A 21,323-nucleotide genomic window follows, 5' to 3' on the forward strand; every position below is an offset into this window, starting at 1 on the left:
GAAGAACTGGCAGGCAATGATCGACCAGGTCGGCAAGCTGTATGCACGGCACTACGCCGCGCGCGCGTTCCAGCAGATCGGTTATTTCGACTATGACGCGGCAGACCCTGTTTCGGTCGAATATTTCATTCAGATGATGGCGGCCTGCCTGGCCGGTGGCCCTACTGAAGCCCTGCCCGAACAAGGCCAGCCGCTCGGGCTGACCCAGCATGTCTGGCAGCAACTGCTGGAAGATGATCAGAGCCTGCTGTACCAGGCGCTGCTGGCCAAGCACCCGGGGCTGATGCAGCACGTGGTCGCTGCGCTGTCCGGGGACGACTTCGGCAAGGTGTACGACATCATCAAAAGCATCGCCGGGACTGACGACGGCCAGCTGTTGGTGATCAAGCCGATCCAGGATGCTGTCGGCCAATTGCTGGCCGCGACCAACAGTGCGGGGAACGCACTCAGCCAGCACCTCAGTGAACGGACCAGGACGCTGATCGGCCATGTGCACCGCTCGGCATTTGCGCTGTTTGCCGGGCAACAGGTGACCCCGTTCAGGCTCTCGCTGACCCTGGGCGAATACATGAGCCTGCTCGACGAGGCCGTGCAGGCCCGCACCGAGGCGTTCTTGCAGCGGATCGACCAGCAGTTTCGCGATCCCCTGGGGCGCAAGGTGCGGGCCATGGTGCTGAGCGGGGCAATCAATATCGCCGCGCCGGGCAATCGCAACCAGATGATCGAGGTAGTGCTGTGGGCGTTCGAAAGCGCCGAGAGCTTGCAGGCGCGGCTGGTACAGCTGCGGGAGGGAGCAGCCGGTGGTGTCGGGGCGCTGGTACGGAATATCGCGATAGGTGCGGGTACGCTGCGTACACAGGTCACGGAGGGCTTGAAGATCAGTTCACTGGCCGCGCAAAGCGTGGCCAGCGACGCCATGCGCAGCCTGCGCGATGCCACCGCCAGTGGCGGCAGCGCCGGCCTGCTGTTTGCCCTGGGCAGCCTGTGGTTTCATCAGGACAGCCTGGGCAGGAACTATCGGGCGTTGCAGGAAACGCATCAGCACAACCCGGAAGCGCTGGCGGCGATCTGGTCTTCGTCGCTTGGGTTGTTGGGGGTTGGGGTTGAAGTGGCTGGGGGTGTCGTCGCGGTAGTACGCCCAAAGATACCGTGGCCCGGGACGGTAACCGAGGCATCATTGGGAAAGAACCTGGCCAGGTATGGCGGAGCCATCACCGCGCTCGCGGGTGTCATGGATGCAGCGCAATATGTGAATGCGCTCCTCCGGACAAACAGCCAAGGAGACAGGGCTTCAACTTGGAGATACCTGTTCGCGGCCGGGACAGCCACAACTTCCGCTGTCTTTGGCATTTACGCTGCGCTATTTGCGAACACGCTGCTCGGCCCCTTAGGCATTGCGTTGGTCCTTGGTTTGGCAGCCTACACGCTGGCAATGAGTGCCAAAAATCAGGAGTCTTCACCATTAGAATTATGGTCGCGGCACAGTAGATGGGGAACACCAGAGGAGCATCGCCGCTGGATAAATCCGCAAGATCTCGATACGTCAGTTGGCGCACTGAACGCGGCGATCTTGGGTGTACAGGCACATGCCTCAATCGATAATCGACTTCAATCATCTCACGATGGGCAAATTCCAGGCCAAATAGGAGCCTTTATCAGCGATGGCGCTGCTGTCGCGGTAGGTTATTATCTCGTCTTACACATTAGCCTGCCAAATTTCAGCACCGACTACGCACAGTACAAATGGCAACTGACCGTGCACCAAGCCGGGGTCAATCGACTTCCACTCCATCTTTACGGCAACAGTTCATGGCCGGAAAAGATCGAATATACACCTGAAGAAACAATAAATGTATTTGCGGACACTGAAAGCGTCAGCGACTGCATACACTACCAAACCACAAATAACACCCTGCACATCAACTGCCTAATACCGCTACTGGAAAACCACAGCGCCAACGCTATTGAGCTAACACTCACCTACTGGCCCAACAAGAATGAGCAGTCATTTAATGCAACAGTGACAATGAGAGAAAACAGACTATCGTCCTTCAGGAGTCTATTCCAATGAAGCGTCCGCTCCTTAATCCGCCATGCACAGGCTGGATAGAAGATCTCTCCCACCCAGACGCCCCCACCACTAGCGAAGCCAGTTTGGGTAATAAAAGCCCAAACCACCAGGACTTTATTTACCTTGAATTATCTAGAACGCTTGGCTGGACCAGAGAAATAATAGCTTTCTTCTCACTACCAACGATCGTCTTCGCCTTGCTTACACCCCATATAATAAAAGACAGCCTTGAACGTCAAGACTTCGAACTTGTATTCATTGGTATATTATTTCTCGCTTGCGAAATATGGACATCTGCAATTTTTCTACGCGTAAGCATAGCTCCCCCCCGAGACGAACCGCTTCGCTTTAACCGAGCACGAAAAAAGATCTATGCCTATAACTTCAGACATTGTTGGTGGAACCCCTTCGGAACCTGGAAAGTCGAAACAGTTTGCTACGACTGGCCCCAGGTCCGTGCCGAGCGCTGGTCACAAACCGGCGTCCTGCCAAGCGGCGGAGTCATTTACAAATGGGGTGTCATGCTGTCCATCGTCGCACCGGGTACGAACAATGTCATCGACCGGTTTCGCCTGAGTACGATGGGAGCTGACCAACATGCCTGGGCTTATATCTGCACCTACATGCAAGAAGGCCCTTCAGCCCTGCCGCCCCCCGGCGAACCGAAGGACCATGACGATGTGCTCTGGTGTGAATTCGCCCTGCGCCTGGCACCCAAGGTGAACTGGCCAGCCGACATTGATCTGGAATCACGCACCGCTCCCTGAGCCCACAAGTGCCTAAGGGAAAGCGCCATGGCTTATTGTTGGCCAACATGACACATCAGGCTAAGCAAGAATGATAACAGCAAAAAACCTATCATCCAGAAGGACTTTTTTGGCTCTGTGATTACCGGCCTACTCAGATTACGAACAGGTCCACGAACCGGTGCACTGCCATCCCCTCCAGCACCTGCTGGTTCTTGCAGACCGCCAGGATCTCCTCACAGCGCTGCCGGGCGAACCGCGTCGCCAGGTTGGCTCTGAATTTCGCCTCCAGCAACGGTATGCCCTCCGCCCGCCGGCGTCGATGGCCGATCGGGTACTCCACCACCACCTGCTCGGTACTGCTGCCATCCTTGAAGAACACCTGCAGCGCGTTGGCGATTGAGCGCTTGTCCGGCTCAAGGTACTCACGGCTGAAGCGAGGGTCTTCCACTACCTCCATCCTCTCGCGCAGTCGGTCGATGCTTGGATGGTTGGCGTGGAAGGCGTCTTCATATTGCTCGGCCACCAGATGCCCGAAAATCAACGGCACCGCCACCATGTACTGCAAGCAGTGGTCGCGGTCGGCGGCGTTGGCCAGTGGGCCGCTCTTTGAAATGATGCGGATTGCCGACTCCTGGGTGGTGATGACAATGCGGTCAATCTCGTGCAGGCGATTGCGCACCCGCGGGTGCAGGCTGACTGCCGCCTCGCAGGCAGTCTGGGCATGGAACTCGGCAGGGAAACTGACCTTGAACAGCACGTTCTCCATCACATAGCTACCCAGGGCCTGCGGCACGCGCAGCGCCTGCTGCTCGGCGGGCTTGAGTGCCAGGTCCTTGTTGGTGTGGCTGAACAGTACGTCGTAGAAGCCCCATTGGGGCGCAGTGAGCACACTTGGCACACCCATTTCGCCACGCAGGGCGATATCGGCCAGGCGCACACCACGGCTCGAAGCATCGCCAGCAGCCCAGGATTTGCGCGAACCGGCGTTGGGCGCGTGGCGGTAGGTGCGCAGTGCCTGGCCGTCGACGAAGGCGTGGGACAAGGCACTGAGCAGCTGCTCACGGTTGGCGCCCATCAGCCTTGCACACACTGCGGTGGAGGCCACCTTGACCAATATCACGTGGTCGAGGCCAACGCGATTGAAGGCGTTTTCCAGCGCCAGCACACCCTGAATCTCATGGGCCATGACCATGGCTTCCAACACGTCACGCATCAGCAGTGGCGCTTCACCAACGGCCACGCGCTTTTGCGACAGATGGTCGGCAACCGCCAGGATGCCACCCAGGTTATCCGAGGGGTGCGCCCACTCGGCGGCCAGCCAGGTGTCGTTATAGTCCAGCCAGCGCACCGTGCAGCCGATGTCCCAGGCCGCCTTGACCGGGTCGAGGCGGTAGCTGGTACCTGGGACACGGGCGCCGTTGGGCACCACGGTGCCCTCCACCAGCGGGCCGAGCAGTTTGCTGCACTCAGGGAAGCGCAAGGCCAGCAGGCCGCAGCCGAGGGTGTCCATCAGGCAGTTGCGGGCGGTGTCCAGGGCTTCAGCTGATTCGACCCGGTAGCCGAGCGCGTAGTCGGCGAGGGTTTGCAGCACCTGGTCATAATCCGGGCGGTCATTGAAGTCTACGTTGGCGCTCATATGCAGCTCCCTTCAAATAGTGCCGGGGCTGCCGTGCAGCGGCCCCGCTTGAAGCCGAGCGCCAGTTGGTGCGTTAGAAGCTATCGCCAGGTACGCGAACCCAGCCCTCCATCAGCACCCGGGCACTGCGACTCATGATTGCCTTGGTCACTGTCCACTCACCCTTCACTTGGCGCGCCTCGGCCCCCACCCGCAGGGTGCCCGAGGGGTGCCCGAAACGCACGGCGCTGCGCTCGCCGCCGCCAGCGGCCAGGTTCACCAGCGTGCCCGGAATGGCCGCTGCAGTACCGATAGCCACCGCGGCCGTACCCATCATGGCGTGGTGCAGCTTGCCCATGGACAGGGCCCGTACCAGCAGATCGATATCACCCGCCTGCACCACCTTGCCACTGGAGGCAGTGTAGGTGCTCGGTGGCGCGACGAAAGCCACTTTCGGCGTGTGCTGACGCCCGGCAGCCTGGTCAACGTTGGCGATAAGGCCCATGCGCACGGCGCCATGGGCGCGGATCGCCTCGAAACGCAGCAGCGCCTGCGGGTCACCGTTGATGGCATCCTGCAGTTCGGCGCCGGTGTAGCCGATGTCTGCCGCCTTGATGAAGATGGTCGGGATACCGGCATTGATCAGGGTCGCCTTGAAGGTACCCACGCCTGGTACCACCAGGTCATCGACCAGGTTACCGGTGGGGAACATCGCGCCGCCGTCGCCGTCTTCGTCGGCCGCCGGGTCGAGGAATTCAAGCTGCACCTCGGCGGCCGGGAAGGTCACCCCGTCCAGCTCGAAGTCGCCGGTTTCCTGCACTTCACCTTCGCTGATCGGCACGTGGGCGATGATGGTCTTGCCGATATTGGCCTGCCAGATGCGAACGGTGGCGATGCCATTGCGTGGGACGCGCGCAGGGTCGACCAGGCCGCTGCTGATGGCGAACGAACCGACTGCGGCAGAGAGGTTGCCACAGTTGCCGCTCCAGTCGACGAAGGCCTTGTCGATGCTGACCTGGCCGAACAGGTAGTCGACATCGTGATCGGGCTTGATGCTCTGCGACAGGATCACGGTCTTGCTGGTGCTCGAAGTGGCGCCGCCCATGCCATCGATCTGCTTGCCATAGGGGTCAGGGCTGCCGATCACCCGCAGCAGCAGGGCATCGCGCGCCGGGCCAGGAATCTGCGCCTGCTCGGGCAGGTCGCGCAAGCGGAAAAACACGCCTTTGCTGGTGCCACCACGGATGTAGGTGGCGGGGATTTTGATCTGGGGTGCATGTGCCATGGGATGTACTGTCCTGTTTGAGATGCATATGGCCTCTGGGGGCTGCCTTGCAGCCCATCGCGACACAAGGTCGCTCCTACACGGACCGCGTAACGCTGGCAGGAACGGCTTTGTGCCGGCGATGGGCCGCAAAGCGGCCCCCTGCAATCAAGCGGTGGCTTCGAGGAAATCCTGGGCAAAGCGCTGCAGCACCCCGCCCGCCTCGTAGATCGACACTTCCTCGGCGGTATCCAGGCGGCAGGTCACCGGCACCTCCAGTCGCTCGCCGTCGGCCCGGGTCACCACCAGGGTCAGGGTCGCCCGTGGTGTACGCGCTCCCAACACATCGTAGGTCTCGCTGCCGTCCAGGCCCAAGGTCTTGCGGTCGGTACCCGGCTTGAACTCCAGCGGCAATACGCCCATGCCCACCAGGTTGGTACGGTGGATGCGTTCGAAGCCTTCGGCGACGATCGCCTCGACCCCGGCCAGGCGCACACCCTTGGCCGCCCAGTCACGCGACGAGCCCTGGCCGTAGTCGGCGCCGGCGACGATGATCAGCGGCTGCTTGCGCTGCATGTAGGTCTCGATCGCCTCCCACATGCGGGTGACCTTGCCTTCCGGCTCGATCCGCGCCAGCGAACCTTGCTTCACGCTGCCATCTTCATTGCGCACCATTTCGTTGAACAGCTTGGGGTTGGCGAAGGTGGCACGCTGGGCTGTCAGGTGGTCGCCACGGTGGGTGGCGTAGGAGTTGAAGTCCTCTTCCGGCAGGCCCATCCTGGCCAGGTACTCACCGGCGGCGCTGTCGAGCATGATGGCGTTGGACGGCGACAGATGGTCGGTGGTGATGTTGTCCGGCAGCACGGCCAGCGGGCGCATGCCGCGCAGGGTACGTTCGCCGGCCAGGGCCCCTTCCCAGTAGGGCGGGCGACGGATGTAGGTGCTCATCGGGCGCCAGTCGTACAGCGGCGCCACCTTCGGTCCACGGTCCTCCTCGATGGCGAACATGGGGATATACACCTTGCGGAACTGCTCCGGCTTGACCGCGGCGCGTACCACGGCATCGATCTCTTCATCGCTTGGCCAGATGTCCTTGAGGCGGATTTCCTTGCCATCCACCACGCCCAGCACATCCTTCTCGATATCGAAGCGGATGGTACCGGCGATGGCGTAGGCCACCACCAGCGGTGGCGAGGCCAGGAACGCCTGCTTGGCATAGGGGTGGATCCGCCCGTCGAAGTTGCGGTTGCCCGACAGCACGGCAGTGGCGTACAGGTCGCGGTCGATGATCTCTTGCTGGATCACCGGGTCCAGGGCGCCGGACATGCCGTTGCAGGTGGTGCAGGCGAAGGCAACGATGCCAAAGCCGAGCTGCTCCAGCTCCTTTTCCAGCCCCGCTTCCTCAAGGTACAGCTGCACGGCCTTGGAACCCGGCGCCAGCGACGACTTGACCCATGGCTTGCGCGTCAGGCCCAGCTTGTTGGCGTTACGTGCGAGCAAACCGGCGGCAATCACGTTGCGCGGATTGCTGGTGTTGGTACAGCTGGTAATGGCCGCGATGATCACGGCGCCATCCGGCATCTGCCCAGGCACTTCTTCCCACTTGCCGGCGATACCCTTGGTCGCCAGGTCACTGGTGGCGACCCGGGCATGCGGGTTGGATGGGCCAGCCATGTTGCGCACCACGCTGGACAGGTCGAAGCTCAGGGTGCGTTCGTACACCACGCCGCCCAGGCTGTCGGCCCACAGGCCGGTGGCCTTGGCATAGGTTTCCACCAGCCGGACCTGCTGCTCTTCGCGGCCGGTCAGGCGCAGGTAGTCGATGGTCTGCTGGTCGATGGCGAACATCGCGGCAGTGGCGCCGTACTCCGGGGCCATGTTGGAAATGGTGGCACGGTCGCCCAGGGTCAGGGCGCGAGCGCCCTCGCCGTGGAACTCCAGGTAGGCCCCGACGACCTTCTGCTTGCGCAGGAATTCGGTGAGGGCCAGCACCAGGTCGGTGGCGGTGATATTCGGTGCCAGCTTGCCGGTCAGCTCGACGCCGACGATTTCCGGCAGGCGCATCCACGAGGCGCGGCCAAGCATCACGTTTTCCGCTTCCAGGCCACCCACGCCGATGGCGATCACACCCAGGGCGTCGACGTGCGGGGTATGGCTGTCGGTGCCCACGCAGGTGTCCGGGTAGGCCACGCCACGGTCGTTGTGGATGACCGGCGACATCTTCTCCAGGTTGATCTGGTGCATGATGCCGTTGCCTGGCTGGATCACGTCGACGTTCTTGAACGCCTTCTTGGTCCAGTTGATGAAGTGGAAGCGGTCTTCGTTACGGCGGTCTTCGATGGCCCGGTTCTTTTCGAAGGCCTGCGGGTCGAAGCCACCGCATTCGACGGCCAGCGAGTGGTCGACGATCAGTTGCACCGGCACCACCGGGTTGACCTGGGCCGGGTCGCCGCCTTTGTCGGCAATGGCGTCACGCAGGCCGGCGAGGTCGACCAGCGCGGTCTGCCCAAGGATGTCGTGGCACACCACCCGCGCCGGGAACCAAGGGAAGTCGAGATCGCGTTTGCGCTCGATCAGCTGGCCCAGCGAGGCCTCGAGGCTGGCCGGGTCGCAGCGGCGCACCAGGTTCTCGGCGAGCACGCGAGACGTGTAAGGCAGCCCATCATAGGCGCCGGGCTTGATTGCCTCGACCGCCGCGCGGGCATCGAAATAGTCCAGGTCGGTGCCTGGCAGGGCTTTGCGGTATGCAGTGTTCATCATTCAGGCTCGGTCACAGGATTCGGAAGTCTCCGCCGCCCCTGTGGGAGCGGGCTTGCCCGCGAATGCGTCAGCCGGTGCAAATGGGTTGCCCGGTCGGACGCATTCGCGGGCGAGCCCGCTCCCACAAGGGAGACGGGTTGCCTCTCTCTATCTAATTCAGCGCTGTTCGATCGGCACGAACTGGCGCTGCTCGACACCGACATACTCGGCGCTCGGGCGGATGATGCGGTTGTTGGCACGCTGCTCGAAGACGTGCGCCGCCCAGCCGGTCAGGCGCGAGCAAACGAAGATCGGGGTAAACAGCTTGGTCGGAATGCCCATGAAGTGATACGCCGAGGCATGGTAGAAGTCGGCATTGGGGAACAGGCGCTTCTGCTCCCACATGGTCTTGTCGATGGCTTCGGAAACCGGGTACAGCACCTTGTCGCCCACTTCGTCGGCCAGCTGTTTCGACCAGCCCTTGATTACCTCGTTGCGCGGGTCGGACTCTTTGTAGATGGCATGGCCAAAGCCCATGATCTTGTCCTTGCGCTCAAGCATGCGCAGCAGTTCGGCAGTGGCTTCCTGCGGGCTCTGGAAACGCTCGATCAGCTCCATCGCCGCCTCGTTGGCGCCACCGTGCAGCGGGCCGCGCAGCGAGCCGATGGCAGCGGTGATGCAGGAATACAGGTCGGACAAGGTCGAGGCACAGACGCGGGCGGTGAAGGTGGACGCGTTGAATTCGTGCTCGGCGTACAGGATCAGCGAAACGTTCATCACCTTGACGTGCAGGTCGCTGGGCTTCTTGCCGTGCAGCAGGTGCAGGAAATGCCCGCCGAGGGTGTCTTCGTCGCTGGTGCAGTCGATGCGCACGCCGTGATGGGTGAAGCGGTACCAGTAGCACATCACCGCCGGGAACAGCGCCAGCAGGCGATCGGTCTTCTCGCGCTGTGCTTCGAAGGTCAGCTCGGGTTCCAGGGTACCCAGCACCGAGCAACCGGTGCGCATCACGTCCATCGGGTGGGCGTCGCGCGGGATGCGCTCGAGCACTTCCTTCAGGGCCTGCGGCAGGTCACGCAGGCCCTTGAGTTTGCGCTTGTAGTCGGCCAGTTCGGCCTTGCTCGGCAGCTCGCCGTACAGCAGCAAGTAGGCGACTTCTTCGAATTCGGCACCGGCAGCCAGGTCACGCACGTCGTAACCTCGGTAGGTCAGCCCGGCACCGGCCTGGCCCACGGTGGACAATGCGGTCTGGCCGGCCACCTGGCCGCGCAGGCCTGCGCCACTGAGTACTTTTGCTTCGGCCATGGTGTTTCTCCTTTCTTGAACTTGTTATGGAATTTCTGCCTGATCGTTGAACCTGTGCCGGCCTCTTCGCGGGTAAACCCGCTCCTACAGGTCCTGTGTAGCATTCGCTGCCCGTAGTGTCCTTGTGGGATCGGGTTCACCCGCGAAGAGGCCAGCCGCTACAGTCAGGATCTCTGGTCTTCAACCTTTCTTCTGGGCGAACAACGCATCCAGGCTCTGCTCGAAGGCGTGGTAGCCAATGGCATCGTAGAGCTCCATGCGGGTCTGCATGGTGTCGATCACGTTTTTCTGCGTGCCGTCGCGACGCAGCGCGGTGTACACGTTCTCTGCCGCCTTGTTCATGGCGCGGAAGGCCGACAGCGGGTACAACACCAGCGACACGTCGACCGAGGCCAGCTCTTCGGTGGTGTACAGCGGCGTGGCACCGAACTCGGTGATATTGGCCAGGATCGGTGCCTTCACCCGGTTGGCGAAGGTCTTGTACATCTGCAGTTCGGTAATGGCCTCCGGGAAGATCATGTCGGCGCCGGCCTCGACGCAGGCGGCGGCGCGGTCCAGCGCAGCGTTCAGGCCCTCGACCGCCAGGGCATCGGTACGCGCCATGATCACGAAGCTGTCATCGCTGCGGGCATCGACCGCAGCCTTGATGCGGTCGACCATTTCCTGCTGGCTGACGATTTCCTTGTTGGGGCGGTGGCCGCAACGCTTGGCGCCTACCTGATCCTCGATATGGATGGCAGCCGCGCCGAACTTGCTCATCGAACGCACGGTACGGGCGACGTTGAAGGCCGAGGCCCCGAAGCCGGTGTCGACATCCACCAGCAGGGGCAGGTCGCACACGTCGGTGATGCGGCGCACGTCGGTGAGCACGTCGTCGAGGTTGCTGATGCCCAGGTCCGGCAGGCCCAGCGAACCGGCGGCCACGCCGCCACCGGACAGGTAGATGGCCTTGAAACCGGCGCGCTTGGCCAGCAGCGCATGGTTGGCGTTGATGGTGCCTACCACCTGCAACGGATGTTCAGCGGCAACGGCGTCGCGGAAACGCTGACCGGGGGTACTCTTCACAGTCATTTCTCACCTCGTGGGCTGTTGTTCTGGGCGTCCAGATAGTGACGCTCGATGTTGCGCTTGGACGCGCCGATGTGGCGGCGCATCAGGAGTTCGGCCAGCTCGCCGTCACGGTCGGCGATGGCGTCGAGAATGCGGTGGTGCTCGGCAAAGGCCTGGCGCGGCCGGTTCGGCGTGGCCGAGAACTGGATGCGGTACATGCGCACCAGCTGGTACAGCTCGCCGCACAGCATCTTTACCAGGGTCTGGTTGCCACTGCCCTGGATGATCCGGTAGTGGAAGTCGTAGTCGCCTTCCTGCTGGTAGTAACCCAGGCCAGCCTGGAATGCCGCATCGCGCTCGTGGGTGTCGAGCACCCGCCGCAGTTCGTCGATATCGGCCTGGCTCATGCGCTCGGCGGCCAGGCGGCAGGCCATGCCTTCCAGCGATTCACGAATTTCATACAGCTCGATCAGTTCGGCGTGGTTGAGCGACACCACCCGGGCGCCCACATGCGGCACGCGCACCAGCAGGCGTTGCCCTTCGAGGCGGTGGATGGCCTCGCGCAATGGCCCGCGGCTGATGCCATAGGTGCGCGCCAGCTCCGGCTCGGAGATCTTGCTGCCGGGGGCGATCTCGCCCTTGACGATGGCCGCCTGGATGCGCCGGAAGACGTTTTCGGACAAGGTTTCCGTTTCGTCTGTCAGCACCGGGCTGGGGATGGAGAGGTCGTGCATATTGTCGACACCTTGTAAATCTCTTCGCCAGAAACTAGCGAATCCCAGCGCAGCAGTCAAAGACAAAATGAATATTGTCGACAATCGTCTAAGAACGAACTAACAGCGCCCCACCGCTGTCAGATCGCGCACCGCTGGCGTCAAGGCGTCGGCGTGATAGAATGCCGCGCCTCCGTTGGAGTATGGATAGCCCGTCTGTCATCCGTTTCATGTTGTTGACAGATGCACGAGGAAGCTTGCGCAGTCGTTGCCAGTCGCCTTGCTCTGAACACGGCTTGAAGATTGCTCTGAAGATCGCTCTCAACAGAGCTCCGAAGAAAGCCCCGAACCTTGCACTGCACCGCGCCAGGAATATGAGACCTACACCTGTTCTATTGCTGCTCTGCCTCACCCTGCTGCCGGCCCTTGGCCAGGCCGCAGGCAAGACCGTCTACGGCCTCAACGAATATGCACGCCTGGGCGACCTGGACCTGGAAGTGGCAGCCAAGCTCGACACCGGTGCCAAGACCGCCTCGCTCAGCGCCCGCGATATCAAGCGCTTCAAGCGCAACGGCGAAAGCTGGGTACGCTTCTACCTGGCCATCGACGCCGCCCATTCTCATCCCATCGAACGCCCGCTGGCGCGCGTAAGCAAGATCAAGCGCCGGGCCGGTGACTATGATGCCGAATCGGGCAAGGCCTACACGGCACGCCCGGTCATCGAACTTGAAATCTGCATGGGCCAGGCCGTGCGCACCATCGAAGTCAACCTCACCGACCGCAGCGCCTTCCAGTTCCCGCTGCTGATCGGCTCCGAGGCGCTCAAGCACTTCGACGCGCTGGTCGACCCAAGCCTTAAATACGCGGCCGGCAAACCTGCCTGTGCCACCGAAGCTCCCAAAGCAGAGTAATCCCGATGCGCTCTCTTACCCTTCATCTGAAAGTCCTGATCACCGTGCTGGTGCTGTTGGGCGTGGCCGTGACGGCTTATCAGATCTTCGTACTCGGCATCCCCGTCACCGAGGATGAAACCGACGACCTGTGGAACATCGACGCCAAGGTCGAGTTCGTGGCCAGCACCAAGGACCCGGTCAAGGTGCAGATGTTCGTGCCACCGCTGAACCGCGACTACGTCAGCCTCAACGAGAGCTTCATCTCCAACAACTATGGGGTGAGCGTCAACCGTGCCGACGGCAACCGCAAGGTCACCTGGTCGGCGCGCCGCGCCAGCGGCAACCAGACCCTCTACTACCGCCTGGTACTGACCAAGCGCTACAGCAAGGAAAAGACCACGGTCAAAGGCCCGACCTTCCGCGACAGCCTGGCCGTGGAGGGCCCCGAGAAGATCGCCGCCGAGGCGCTGATGGCGCCGATCCGCCAGCACTCGGCCGACGTCGAGACCTTCGTCAGCGAGACCATCAAGCGGGTCAACAACCTCAACGACGACAACGTCAAGCTGCTGCTGGCCGGCGACACCACGGCCATGAAGAAGGCCCAGGTGATCGACCTGCTGCTGTCGATCGCCCACGTCCCGATGGAGAAAGTGCATACCATCCGCCTGGTGGCCGACACGCCGCAAACCCCGGAACTGTGGTTGCGCAGCTTCAACGGTAGCGACTGGCTGTACTTCAACCCGGACACCGGCGAGCAAGGCCTGCCCAGCGACCGCCTGCTGTGGTGGACCGGTGATGACAACCTGATCACTGTCGATGGTGGCAAGAAGGCCAACGTCACCTTCAGCATGAACAACAGCGAGATGAACGCCATCCGCCTGGCCAAGCTGACCGACGAAAATACCGACGCCGACTTCCTCGAGTATTCGCTGTACGGCCTGCCACTGCAGACCCAGCAAACCTTCATGATCATGGTCATGATCCCGATCGGCGTGCTGGTGATCCTGGTGCTGCGCAACCTGGTCGGCCTGCAGACCCTGGGTACCTTCACCCCGGTACTGATTGCCCTGGCCTTCCGCGAAACCCAGCTGGGCTTCGGTATCGTGCTGTTCACGGTGATTACCGCCCTGGGCCTGTCGCTGCGCTCGTACCTGGAGCACCTGAAACTGCAGATGCTGCCACGCCTGTCGGTGGTGCTGACCTTCGTCGTGGTGCTGATTGCCGCCATCAGCCTGTTCAGCCACAAGCTGGGCCTGGAGCGCGGGCTGTCGGTAGCGCTGTTCCCGATGGTGATCCTGACCATGACTATCGAACGCCTGTCCATCACCTGGGAAGAACGTGGCGGTGGCCATGCCATGAAAGTAGCCATCGGCACCCTGTTCGCCGCCTCCCTGGCGCACCTGCTGATGATGGTGCCGGAGCTGGTGTACTTCGTGTTCACCTTCCCGGCCGTACTGCTGATCCTGGTGGGCTTCATGCTGGCAATGGGTCGCTACCGCGGCTACCGCCTGACCGAGCTCGTGCGCTTCAAGGCATTCCTGAAGAAGGCTGACGCCTGATGTTTGGCCTGATCAAGACGTGGAAAGCCCTGGAGGCCCGGGGCATCATGGGTATCAATCGGCGCAACGCGGATTACGTGTTGAAGTACAACAAGCGCCACCTGTACCCGATCGTCGACGACAAGATCATCACCAAGGAGCGCGCCCTGGCGGCCGGCATCCATGTGCCGGAGATGTACGGCATCATCGAAACCGAAAAGGAAATCGACAAGCTCGACCAGATCATCGGCGGGCGCAGCGATTTCGTCATCAAGCCGGCGCAGGGTGCCGGCGGTGATGGCATTCTGGTGATCGCCGACCGCTTCGAGGACCGCTACCGCACGGTGTCGGGCAAGATCATCAGCCATGAGGAAATCGAGCACCAGATCTCGAGCATCCTCACTGGCCTGTACTCGCTGGGTGGCCACCGTGACCGCGCGCTGATCGAATACCGGGTAACCCCCGACCAGATCTTCAAGAGCATCAGCTACGAAGGTGTACCGGACATCCGCATCATCGTGCTGATGGGTTACCCGGTGATGGCCATGCTGCGCCTGCCGACCCGCCAGTCCGGCGGCAAGGCCAACCTGCACCAGGGTGCCATCGGCGTGGGGGTCGACCTGGCCACTGGCGTGACCCTGCGCGGCACCTGGCTGAACAACATCATCAGCAAGCACCCGGACACCACCAACGCGGTCGATGGCGTGCAGCTGCCGAACTGGGACGGCTTCATGAAGCTGGCCGCCGGCTGCTACGAGCTGTGTGGCCTGGGCTACATCGGTGTCGACATGGTCCTGGACCAGGACAAGGGGCCGCTGATTCTGGAACTCAACGCCCGCCCGGGCCTGAACATCCAGATTGCCAACGACTGCGGGCTGACCCAGCGCACCCACGCCATCGAGGCCCACCTGGAAGCGCTGGCAAAGGACGGCATCACCGAAGATGCCGAACAGCGCGTCCGCGTGTCGCAAGGGCTTTTCGGGCACGTGCATCCGCGCTGAAGACGCCGGGGCTGCTTTGCAGCCGATTCGCGGGCAATGGCGCTCCAACAGGAAATGCGCCAGCTCTGACAGTAGCGCCGTACCTGTGGGGGCGGGCTTGCCCGCGAATGGGCCAAACACACTATGCGAATGTCGCCACAAAGCTAGGCGCATTTCCTACACAGGTCTACAATCGCCCTCCTCGCTTTTACATCGCCGTCCACACTGATGCCGACCTGCACGCTCCACTCCCTGCCCTACCAGCCTGACCCTGCCGCCTATTTCGCCCGCCTGCGCCAGGCCCCCGGTGCGATCCTGCTCGACAGCGCGCGCCCCGGCGCCGAGCGCGGCCGCTTCGACCTGCTCAGCGCCTGGCCAGTGCAACAGCTGCAGGCGCAACCTGGCGAAGATGGCCGCGCCTTCCTCCAGCGCTTGCGCATGGGCCTGGCGCAACTGGGCCATGCGCAACTGCCCGACGGTAGCGAGCTGCCGTTCGCTGGCGGCCTGATCGGCTACCTGAGCTATGACTTTGGTCGGCGCCTGGAACAGCTGCCCAGCCTGGCCGTTGACGACCTCGGCCTGCCAGATGCGCAACTGGGCCTGTATGCCTGGGCGCTGGTCAGCGACCACCTGTGCGCGACCAGCCAGCTGGTGTTTCATCCGAGCCTGGCCAGCCAGGAACGCGAACGCCTGATCAGCCTGTTCGAAGCTGCCGACAACAGTGCAAGCAGCCGCTTCGAGCTCCTGGCACCAATGGCCGGCGACCTGCAACCCGCGCAGTACAAGGCGGCTTTCGACCAGGTGCAGCGCTACATCCAGGCGGGTGACTGCTACCAGATCAACCTCACCCAGCGCTTCCGCGCGCCCTGCCAGGGCGACCCGTGGCACGCCTACCAGGCCTTGCGCAAAGCCTGCCCGACGCCGTTCTCTGGCTACCAGCAGCTGGCCGACGGCAGCGCCTTGCTGAGTTTTTCACCCGAGCGTTTCATCCGCGTCAGCCAGCGCCAGGTGGAAACCCGACCGATCAAGGGCACCCGCCCGCGCGCCAGCAACCCCGTCGAAGATGCGCACAATGCCGAACAGCTGCGGCACAGCGCCAAGGACCGCTCGGAAAACCTGATGATCGTCGACCTGCTGCGCAACGACCTGGGGCGCACGTGCGAAATCGGCTCGGTGAAGGTGCCGGAACTGTTCAGCCTGGAGAGCTACCCCAACGTGCATCATCTGGTCAGCAGCATCACCGGCCGGCTGGCCAGCAACAAGGACGCCCTCGACCTGATCGGCGACAGCTTCCCCGGTGGCTCGATCACCGGCGCCCCGAAGATCCGCGCCATGCAGATCATCGACGAGCTGGAGCCGACGCGCCGCACGCTGTACTGCGGCTCACTGCTTTACCTGGACGTGCGCGGCGAAATGGACAGCTCGATCGCCATTCGCAGCCTGCTGGTCAGGCGTGGGCAGGCCTGCTGCTGGGGCGGCGGCGCGGTGGTGGCCGATTCCGAATGGCAGGCAGAATATGAAGAATCGATTGCCAAGGTGCGCGTGTTGATGGAGACGCTGCAGGGCTTGTGACCGGCGTCTACCCTGCCTTTTTTTGTTACCATCAGCCTACTACGAGCGCACAGCGCCACAGCCTAGATGGAAACCGCCCGATGAGCCAACCCTTCGACGTCGCCGCCCTGGCCGCGACCTACGCCAACAAGTCCCCGCAGGACATCCTCAAGCTCGCCTTCGAGCACTTCGGTGATGACCTGTGGATTTCCTTCAGCGGTGCCGAGGACGTGGTGCTGGTCGACATGGCCTGGAAGTTGAACAAGCAGGTCAAGGTGTTCAGTCTCGACACCGGGCGCCTGCACCCGGAGACCTACCGGTTCATCGACCAGGTGCGCGAACAGTACAACCTGCCGATCGAAATCCTCAGCCCCGACCGCGCCAAGCTCGACCCGTTCGTCAAGGAAAAAGGCCTGTTCAGCTTCTACAAGGACGGCCATGGCGAATGCTGCGGCATCCGCAAGATCGAGCCGCTACGTCGCAAGCTGGCAACCGTAAGCGCCTGGGCCACCGGCCAACGGCGCGACCAGAGCCCAGGCACCCGCAGCCAGGTAGCGGCACTGGAAATCGACAGCGCCTTCTCCACCCCCGAGCGTACCTTGTACAAGTTCAACCCACTGGCGCAGATGACCAGCGAAGAGGTATGGGGTTATATCCGCATGCTTGAACTGCCTTACAACAGCCTGCATGAGCGCGGTTTCATCAGCATCGGCTGCGAACCTTGCACCCGGCCGGTACTGCCGAACCAGCATGAGCGCGAGGGGCGTTGGTGGTGGGAGGAGTCGACCCAGAAGGAATGCGGGCTGCACGCAGGCAACCTGATCAGCAAGGCATAAGCAACTGGGGCCGCCACGCGGCCCCCTCAGATGCTGGATCAGTGCACCGGCAGTTCGACACCCTCGAACAGCTCTTCCAGCTCCTGCTTGTTATGGCACTGGATCGCCTTGGCCATCACTTCACGGGTCAGGTGCGGGGCGAACTTCTCGATGAAGTCGCACATGAAGCCACGCAGGAAGGTGCCACGACGGAAGCCGATCTTGGTGACACTGGCTTCGAACAGTTCGCTGGCATCGAGGGCCACCAGGTCACTGTCAAGCTTGGCGTCCACCGCCATGCCAGCGACGATACCCACGCCCAGCCCCAGGCGCACATAAGTCTTGATCACGTCGGCGTCCGCCGCAGTGAACACCACTTTCGGTGTCAGGCCACGGTGATTGAAGGCCTCGTCCAGCTTGGAACGCCCAGTGAAACCAAATACATAGGTCACGATCGGGTATTCGGCGACCGCCTCCAGGGTGAGCTTGGGCAATTTCGCCAGCGGGTGACCCTGCGGCACCACCACGCAACGGTTCCACTTGTAGCACGGCATCATGATCAGGTCACCGAACAGCTCCAGCGCCTCGGTGGCGATGGCGAAGTCAACCGTGCCGTCCGCAGCCATCTCGGCAATCTGCATGGGCGAACCCTGATGCATGTGCAGGGACACTTCCGGGTACTGCTTGATGAAGCTGCTGATCACCGGCGGCAAGGCATAACGCGCCTGGGTATGAGTGGTGGCGATGGACAGCGTACCCTTCTTCTCGTTGGAGAATTCCTGGGCGATCTGCTTGATGCTTTCGACCTTGCGTAGGATCTCGCCGGCAGTATTGATGATGCGCTCACCGGCCGGGGTGACACGGGTCAGGTGCTTGCCGCTGCGGGCAAAGACTTCAACACCCAGCTCATCCTCGAGCAGGCGGATCTGCTTGCTGATACCCGGCTGGGAGGTATACAGGCTCTGCGCCGTCGCGGACACGTTGAGGTCATGGTGCGCCACTTCCCAGATGTAGCGCAGTTGTTGAAGCTTCATAGGTTCCCCTCGGTTCAGCAATGAGTCCGCGGCAGCAGGCAGCGTCGATATATAACTATATTAGTGGTTCTGGAAATAAATCTAGAACTATTTTGTTACATACCCACGGAAATGGCCTACGGCCACCTTCATGCTTTCCTGCGCCCCAGGTGCTGTGCCAACGGCACCATGTACACCGGCACCGGCGACAGCTGCAGCAGCCGCACCGCCGTGCGCCCCAAGGGCACGTCCGCGCCCGCACCGGCGCTGTGACTGCCGAAAATCAGCAGGTCGACACTCAGCCGCTGCGCCTGGTCGAGGATCACCTGTGCCGGGTCGCCCTGGCGCACCCGCACCGCCTTGATCACCGCCAGGTCGGCCTCCTCGCCAAGCTCGTCGCGAAAGTTCTCCAGCACACGCTGCTCGATGTTGGCCATCACCGTGTTCACCCCCTGGCTGTGCAACTGGTCGAGCGTCTGCTCGTCGAGGTAGCTTTGCAGCAGCGATTCGGCGAACTGCCCCATGGGCTCCACCGCATGGATCACATACAACTCGGCGCCGAAGGTACGCGCCAGCGCCAACGCGTGCTGCATGACAAAAGGGGCGTACACACCGAGGTCAGTGGCGTACAGCATGGAGCGGATCATTCGACCTCCTCGACTGCCGCTGCGGCAGAGCAAGCTTCAGCTTAGCAGCGCCCCGAACGCGCGCCTGGCCGTCCGGCGCACTGCCGGTCAGGCCGGAAGCGCGCTCAGTCGGCCTGGCCACCGCGCCCGATGAAGGCCAACGCCTGGTACAGCATCTCCATGCGTGGCAACTGGCAACCGGCCGCCCGCGCCCGTGCCAGTGGCTCGGCATAGATGGCCTGCAGTTCCAGCGGGCGCTGGTGGGCATGGTCGTGGTACATGCTGGGCCAGTAATCGGGCATGCGCTCGGTGACGTCGAACAGATGCTCGGCATAGCCCTCGGGCAACACGTGACCACACGCCGCCGCACCCTGCACCACCTCGGCCATCAAGGCCTGGATCAGCGCACGGCTGTTGCGGTCGGCCATCAGCGGCGTGGTACTGGCGCCGAGCAGCACCGACAGGCCGTTGTACGGTACGTTCCATACCAGCTTCTGCCAGCGCGCCTGGGCCAGGTCGGGCATGGCCTGCGAATCGATGCCCGCAGCCTGGAACAGCCCCGCCCCCTCCTTGACCAGCGCGGCACCGCCATCGTCGGCCGGCCCGCTGTGGTAGCCCAGGTTGACCGCACCCAGCGCCTGGTGACGGATCACCCCAGGCGCCTGGCGGTTGACGCAGATGAAACACAGGCCGCCGAGCAGGTGCATGTCGTTGCGCAAGGCCGGGCGCAACTGTTCCTCCACGCCCAGGCCGTTCTGCAACAACACCACCTTGGCGGCGGGGGCTGCCGCCTGTACCAGCAGCGGTGCCAGCTGGTCATTGCTGGTGGCCTTGGCGCCCACCAGCAGCCAGTCGCAGGGTGGCAGGTCGGCGGCGCTGGCATAGGTTTGCACGTTCATCTGCAGGGTGCCGTGCACGGCACTGTCCAGGGTCAGCCCCTGCTCACGGATGACCTGGTACTCGCTGCGCAACAGAAAATGCACATCGAAGCCGGCCCGCGCCAGCATCAAGCCATAGAAACCGCCGATGGCGCCACTGCCGATAATGCCGATACGTGGTGTGTGCGTGTGCATGCCGATCTCCAGGTAAAAGTCAGCCCTCTTTTTACACAGGTTGCGCAGCGCTGGGCAGCCTGTTTGCGGCAAACCCCTGCCATCTCGGAAAAACCCCACACGGACGGGGCACAGCCCATTGTCGCGCCACCAGTAACGCGCTAAGGTTCGGCTCCCCGCTGCGATTATTCTTGCTGCTGGGCCGCACGGGGACAGTTGGCGGCCGGCACCGTGACCTGACGAGTAACACGATGGCTGATTTACCGATCGATGACTTGAACGTTGCCTCCAACGAGACGCTGATCACCCCCGATCAGCTGAAGAAGGAAATCCCCCTCAGCGCCAAGGCCCTGCAGACCGTGACTGCCGGCCGTGAAGTGGTGCGCAATATTCTCGACGGCAAGGACCATCGCCTGTTCGTCGTGGTCGGCCCTTGCTCCATCCACGACATCAAGGCTGCCCACGAGTACGCCGAACGCCTCAAGGTACTGGCCGAGGAAGTGTCCGACACGCTGTACCTGGTCATGCGCGTGTACTTCGAAAAACCGCGCACCACCGTCGGCTGGAAAGGCCTGATCAACGACCCGTACCTGGATGACTCGTTCAAGATCCAGGATGGCCTGCACATCGGCCGCAAGCTGCTGCTTGACCTGGCTGAAATGGGCCTGCCGACCGCCACCGAAGCGCTCGACCCGATTTCCCCACAGTACCTGCAGGATCTGATCAGCTGGTCGGCCATTGGCGCTCGCACCACCGAATCGCAGACCCACCGCGAGATGGCCTCGGGCCTTTCCTCGGCGGTCGGCTTCAAGAACGGTACCGATGGCGGTCTGACCGTTGCCATCAACGCCCTGCAGTCGGTGTCCAAGCCGCACCGCTTCCTCGGCATCAACCAGGAAGGCGGTGTATCGATCGTCACCACCAAGGGCAACCCGTACGGTCACGTGGTACTGCGCGGCGGCAACGGCAAGCCGAACTACGATTCGGTCAGTGTCGCCCTGTGCGAGCAGGACCTGGCCAAGGCCCGGATCAAGGCCAACATCATGGTCGACTGCAGCCACGCCAACTCCAACAAGGACCCTGCCCTGCAGCCGCTGGTGATGGAGAACGTTGCCAACCAGATTCTCGAAGGCAACCAGTCGATCATCGGCCTGATGGTCGAGAGCCACCTGAACTGGGGCTGCCAGTCGATTCCGAAGAACCTGGACGAGCTGCAGTACGGTGTATCGATCACCGATGCCTGCATCGACTGGTCGGCTACCGAGAAAACCCTGCGCAGCATGCGTGCCAAGCTGAAGGATGTGCTGCCGCAGCGCAAGCGCGGCTGATACAAGAAGGCGGGGCCGCGG

At 62.6% G+C, this 21,323-nt stretch carries 17 protein-coding genes; 8 read left to right on the forward strand and 9 right to left on the reverse strand.

Features of this window, described 5'->3' with window-relative positions:
- A partial coding sequence (locus tag QSV36_RS14280; protein WP_289132550.1) for a T6SS effector BTH_I2691 family protein occupies positions 1-2,071 on the forward strand: 2,071 nt, incomplete at its 5' end.
- On the forward strand, positions 2,068-2,838 hold the full coding sequence (locus QSV36_RS14285; protein WP_289132552.1) for a DUF6708 domain-containing protein: 771 nt from the start codon (positions 2,068-2,070) through the stop codon (positions 2,836-2,838). The genes QSV36_RS14280 and QSV36_RS14285, both read left to right, overlap by 4 nt.
- 133 nt (positions 2,839-2,971) lie before the next feature.
- Here QSV36_RS14285 and prpD read toward each other — a convergent pair whose 3' ends face one another.
- The 6 genes from prpD to QSV36_RS14315 form a co-directional block, all read right to left on the reverse strand.
- Positions 2,972-4,456: a 2-methylcitrate dehydratase gene (gene prpD, locus QSV36_RS14290; RefSeq protein ID WP_289132553.1), complete on the reverse strand. Its 1,485-nt coding sequence runs from the start codon at positions 4,454-4,456 to the stop codon at positions 2,972-2,974.
- A 73-nt stretch (positions 4,457-4,529) separates the two neighbouring features.
- Positions 4,530-5,720: a 2-methylaconitate cis-trans isomerase PrpF gene (prpF, locus tag QSV36_RS14295; protein WP_289132555.1), complete on the reverse strand. Its 1,191-nt coding sequence runs from the start codon at positions 5,718-5,720 to the stop codon at positions 4,530-4,532.
- 147 nt (positions 5,721-5,867) lie between these two features.
- Positions 5,868-8,456, reverse strand: a complete 2,589-nt coding sequence (gene acnD, locus QSV36_RS14300; RefSeq protein ID WP_289132556.1) for a Fe/S-dependent 2-methylisocitrate dehydratase AcnD — start codon at positions 8,454-8,456, stop codon at positions 5,868-5,870.
- Positions 8,457-8,615: 159 nt separating this feature from the next.
- Complete coding sequence (gene prpC, locus QSV36_RS14305) at positions 8,616-9,743, reverse strand: bifunctional 2-methylcitrate synthase/citrate synthase (RefSeq protein ID WP_186675845.1); 1,128 nt, start codon at positions 9,741-9,743, stop codon at positions 8,616-8,618.
- 180 nt (positions 9,744-9,923) lie between these two features.
- The gene (gene prpB / locus QSV36_RS14310; protein WP_225777178.1) at positions 9,924-10,814 is read right to left on the reverse strand and encodes a methylisocitrate lyase; all 891 of its coding nucleotides are present in this window, start codon (positions 10,812-10,814) and stop codon (positions 9,924-9,926) included.
- Complete coding sequence (locus QSV36_RS14315; protein WP_289132557.1) at positions 10,811-11,527, reverse strand: GntR family transcriptional regulator; 717 nt, start codon at positions 11,525-11,527, stop codon at positions 10,811-10,813. Before QSV36_RS14315 ends, prpB begins: the two co-directional genes overlap by 4 nt.
- Before the next feature lie 353 nt (positions 11,528-11,880).
- On the opposite strand from QSV36_RS14315, the gene rloA reads away from it, so the two are divergent.
- The 5 genes from rloA (at position 11,881) to QSV36_RS14340 (ending at position 17,304) form a co-directional block, all read left to right on the forward strand.
- Complete coding sequence (rloA, locus tag QSV36_RS14320) at positions 11,881-12,417, forward strand: retropepsin-like aspartic peptidase RloA (RefSeq protein WP_289132558.1); 537 nt, start codon at positions 11,881-11,883, stop codon at positions 12,415-12,417.
- A 5-nt stretch (positions 12,418-12,422) separates the two neighbouring features.
- Positions 12,423-13,958 (forward strand): osmotic stress tolerance membrane protein RloB, encoded by a 1,536-nt coding sequence (gene rloB / locus QSV36_RS14325; protein WP_144172045.1) that lies wholly within the window; start codon positions 12,423-12,425, stop codon positions 13,956-13,958.
- A complete protein-coding gene (locus QSV36_RS14330; RefSeq protein ID WP_170029227.1) occupies positions 13,958-14,938 on the forward strand; it encodes an alpha-L-glutamate ligase-like protein in 981 nt (326 codons plus the stop codon). The genes rloB and QSV36_RS14330 overlap by 1 nt, the downstream gene beginning before the upstream one ends.
- 207 nt (positions 14,939-15,145) lie before the next feature.
- On the forward strand, positions 15,146-16,489 hold the full coding sequence (gene pabB / locus QSV36_RS14335; RefSeq protein ID WP_289132559.1) for an aminodeoxychorismate synthase component I: 1,344 nt from the start codon (positions 15,146-15,148) through the stop codon (positions 16,487-16,489).
- Between the two features lie 80 nt (positions 16,490-16,569).
- Entirely contained in the window at positions 16,570-17,304 is a 735-nt protein-coding gene (locus QSV36_RS14340) for a phosphoadenylyl-sulfate reductase (RefSeq protein WP_207835267.1), read from the forward strand.
- Between the two features lie 38 nt (positions 17,305-17,342).
- Here QSV36_RS14340 and cysB read toward each other — a convergent pair whose 3' ends face one another.
- The 3 genes from cysB to QSV36_RS14355 all read right to left on the reverse strand — a co-directional run bounded on the left by cysB (position 17,343) and on the right by QSV36_RS14355 (position 19,995).
- Positions 17,343-18,317 carry an HTH-type transcriptional regulator CysB gene (gene cysB, locus QSV36_RS14345; RefSeq protein WP_170029225.1) on the reverse strand — a complete coding sequence of 325 codons (975 nt, stop codon included), beginning with the start codon at positions 18,315-18,317 and terminating at the stop codon, positions 17,343-17,345.
- Positions 18,318-18,445: 128 nt separating this feature from the next.
- Positions 18,446-18,943, reverse strand: a complete 498-nt coding sequence (locus tag QSV36_RS14350; RefSeq protein WP_289132563.1) for a universal stress protein — start codon at positions 18,941-18,943, stop codon at positions 18,446-18,448.
- Between the two features lie 104 nt (positions 18,944-19,047).
- Positions 19,048-19,995 (reverse strand): putative 2-dehydropantoate 2-reductase, encoded by a 948-nt coding sequence (locus QSV36_RS14355; protein WP_289132564.1) that lies wholly within the window; start codon positions 19,993-19,995, stop codon positions 19,048-19,050.
- 230 nt (positions 19,996-20,225) lie between these two features.
- Between QSV36_RS14355 and QSV36_RS14360 the strand changes: the two genes are divergently transcribed.
- Positions 20,226-21,302, forward strand: a complete 1,077-nt coding sequence (locus QSV36_RS14360; RefSeq protein WP_063914021.1) for a 3-deoxy-7-phosphoheptulonate synthase — start codon at positions 20,226-20,228, stop codon at positions 21,300-21,302.
- Positions 21,303-21,323 lie beyond the last annotated feature (21 nt).

This window comes from Pseudomonas sp. BCRC 81390 (assembly GCF_030341915.1).
Classification (GTDB): Bacteria; Pseudomonadota; Gammaproteobacteria; order Pseudomonadales; family Pseudomonadaceae; genus Aquipseudomonas.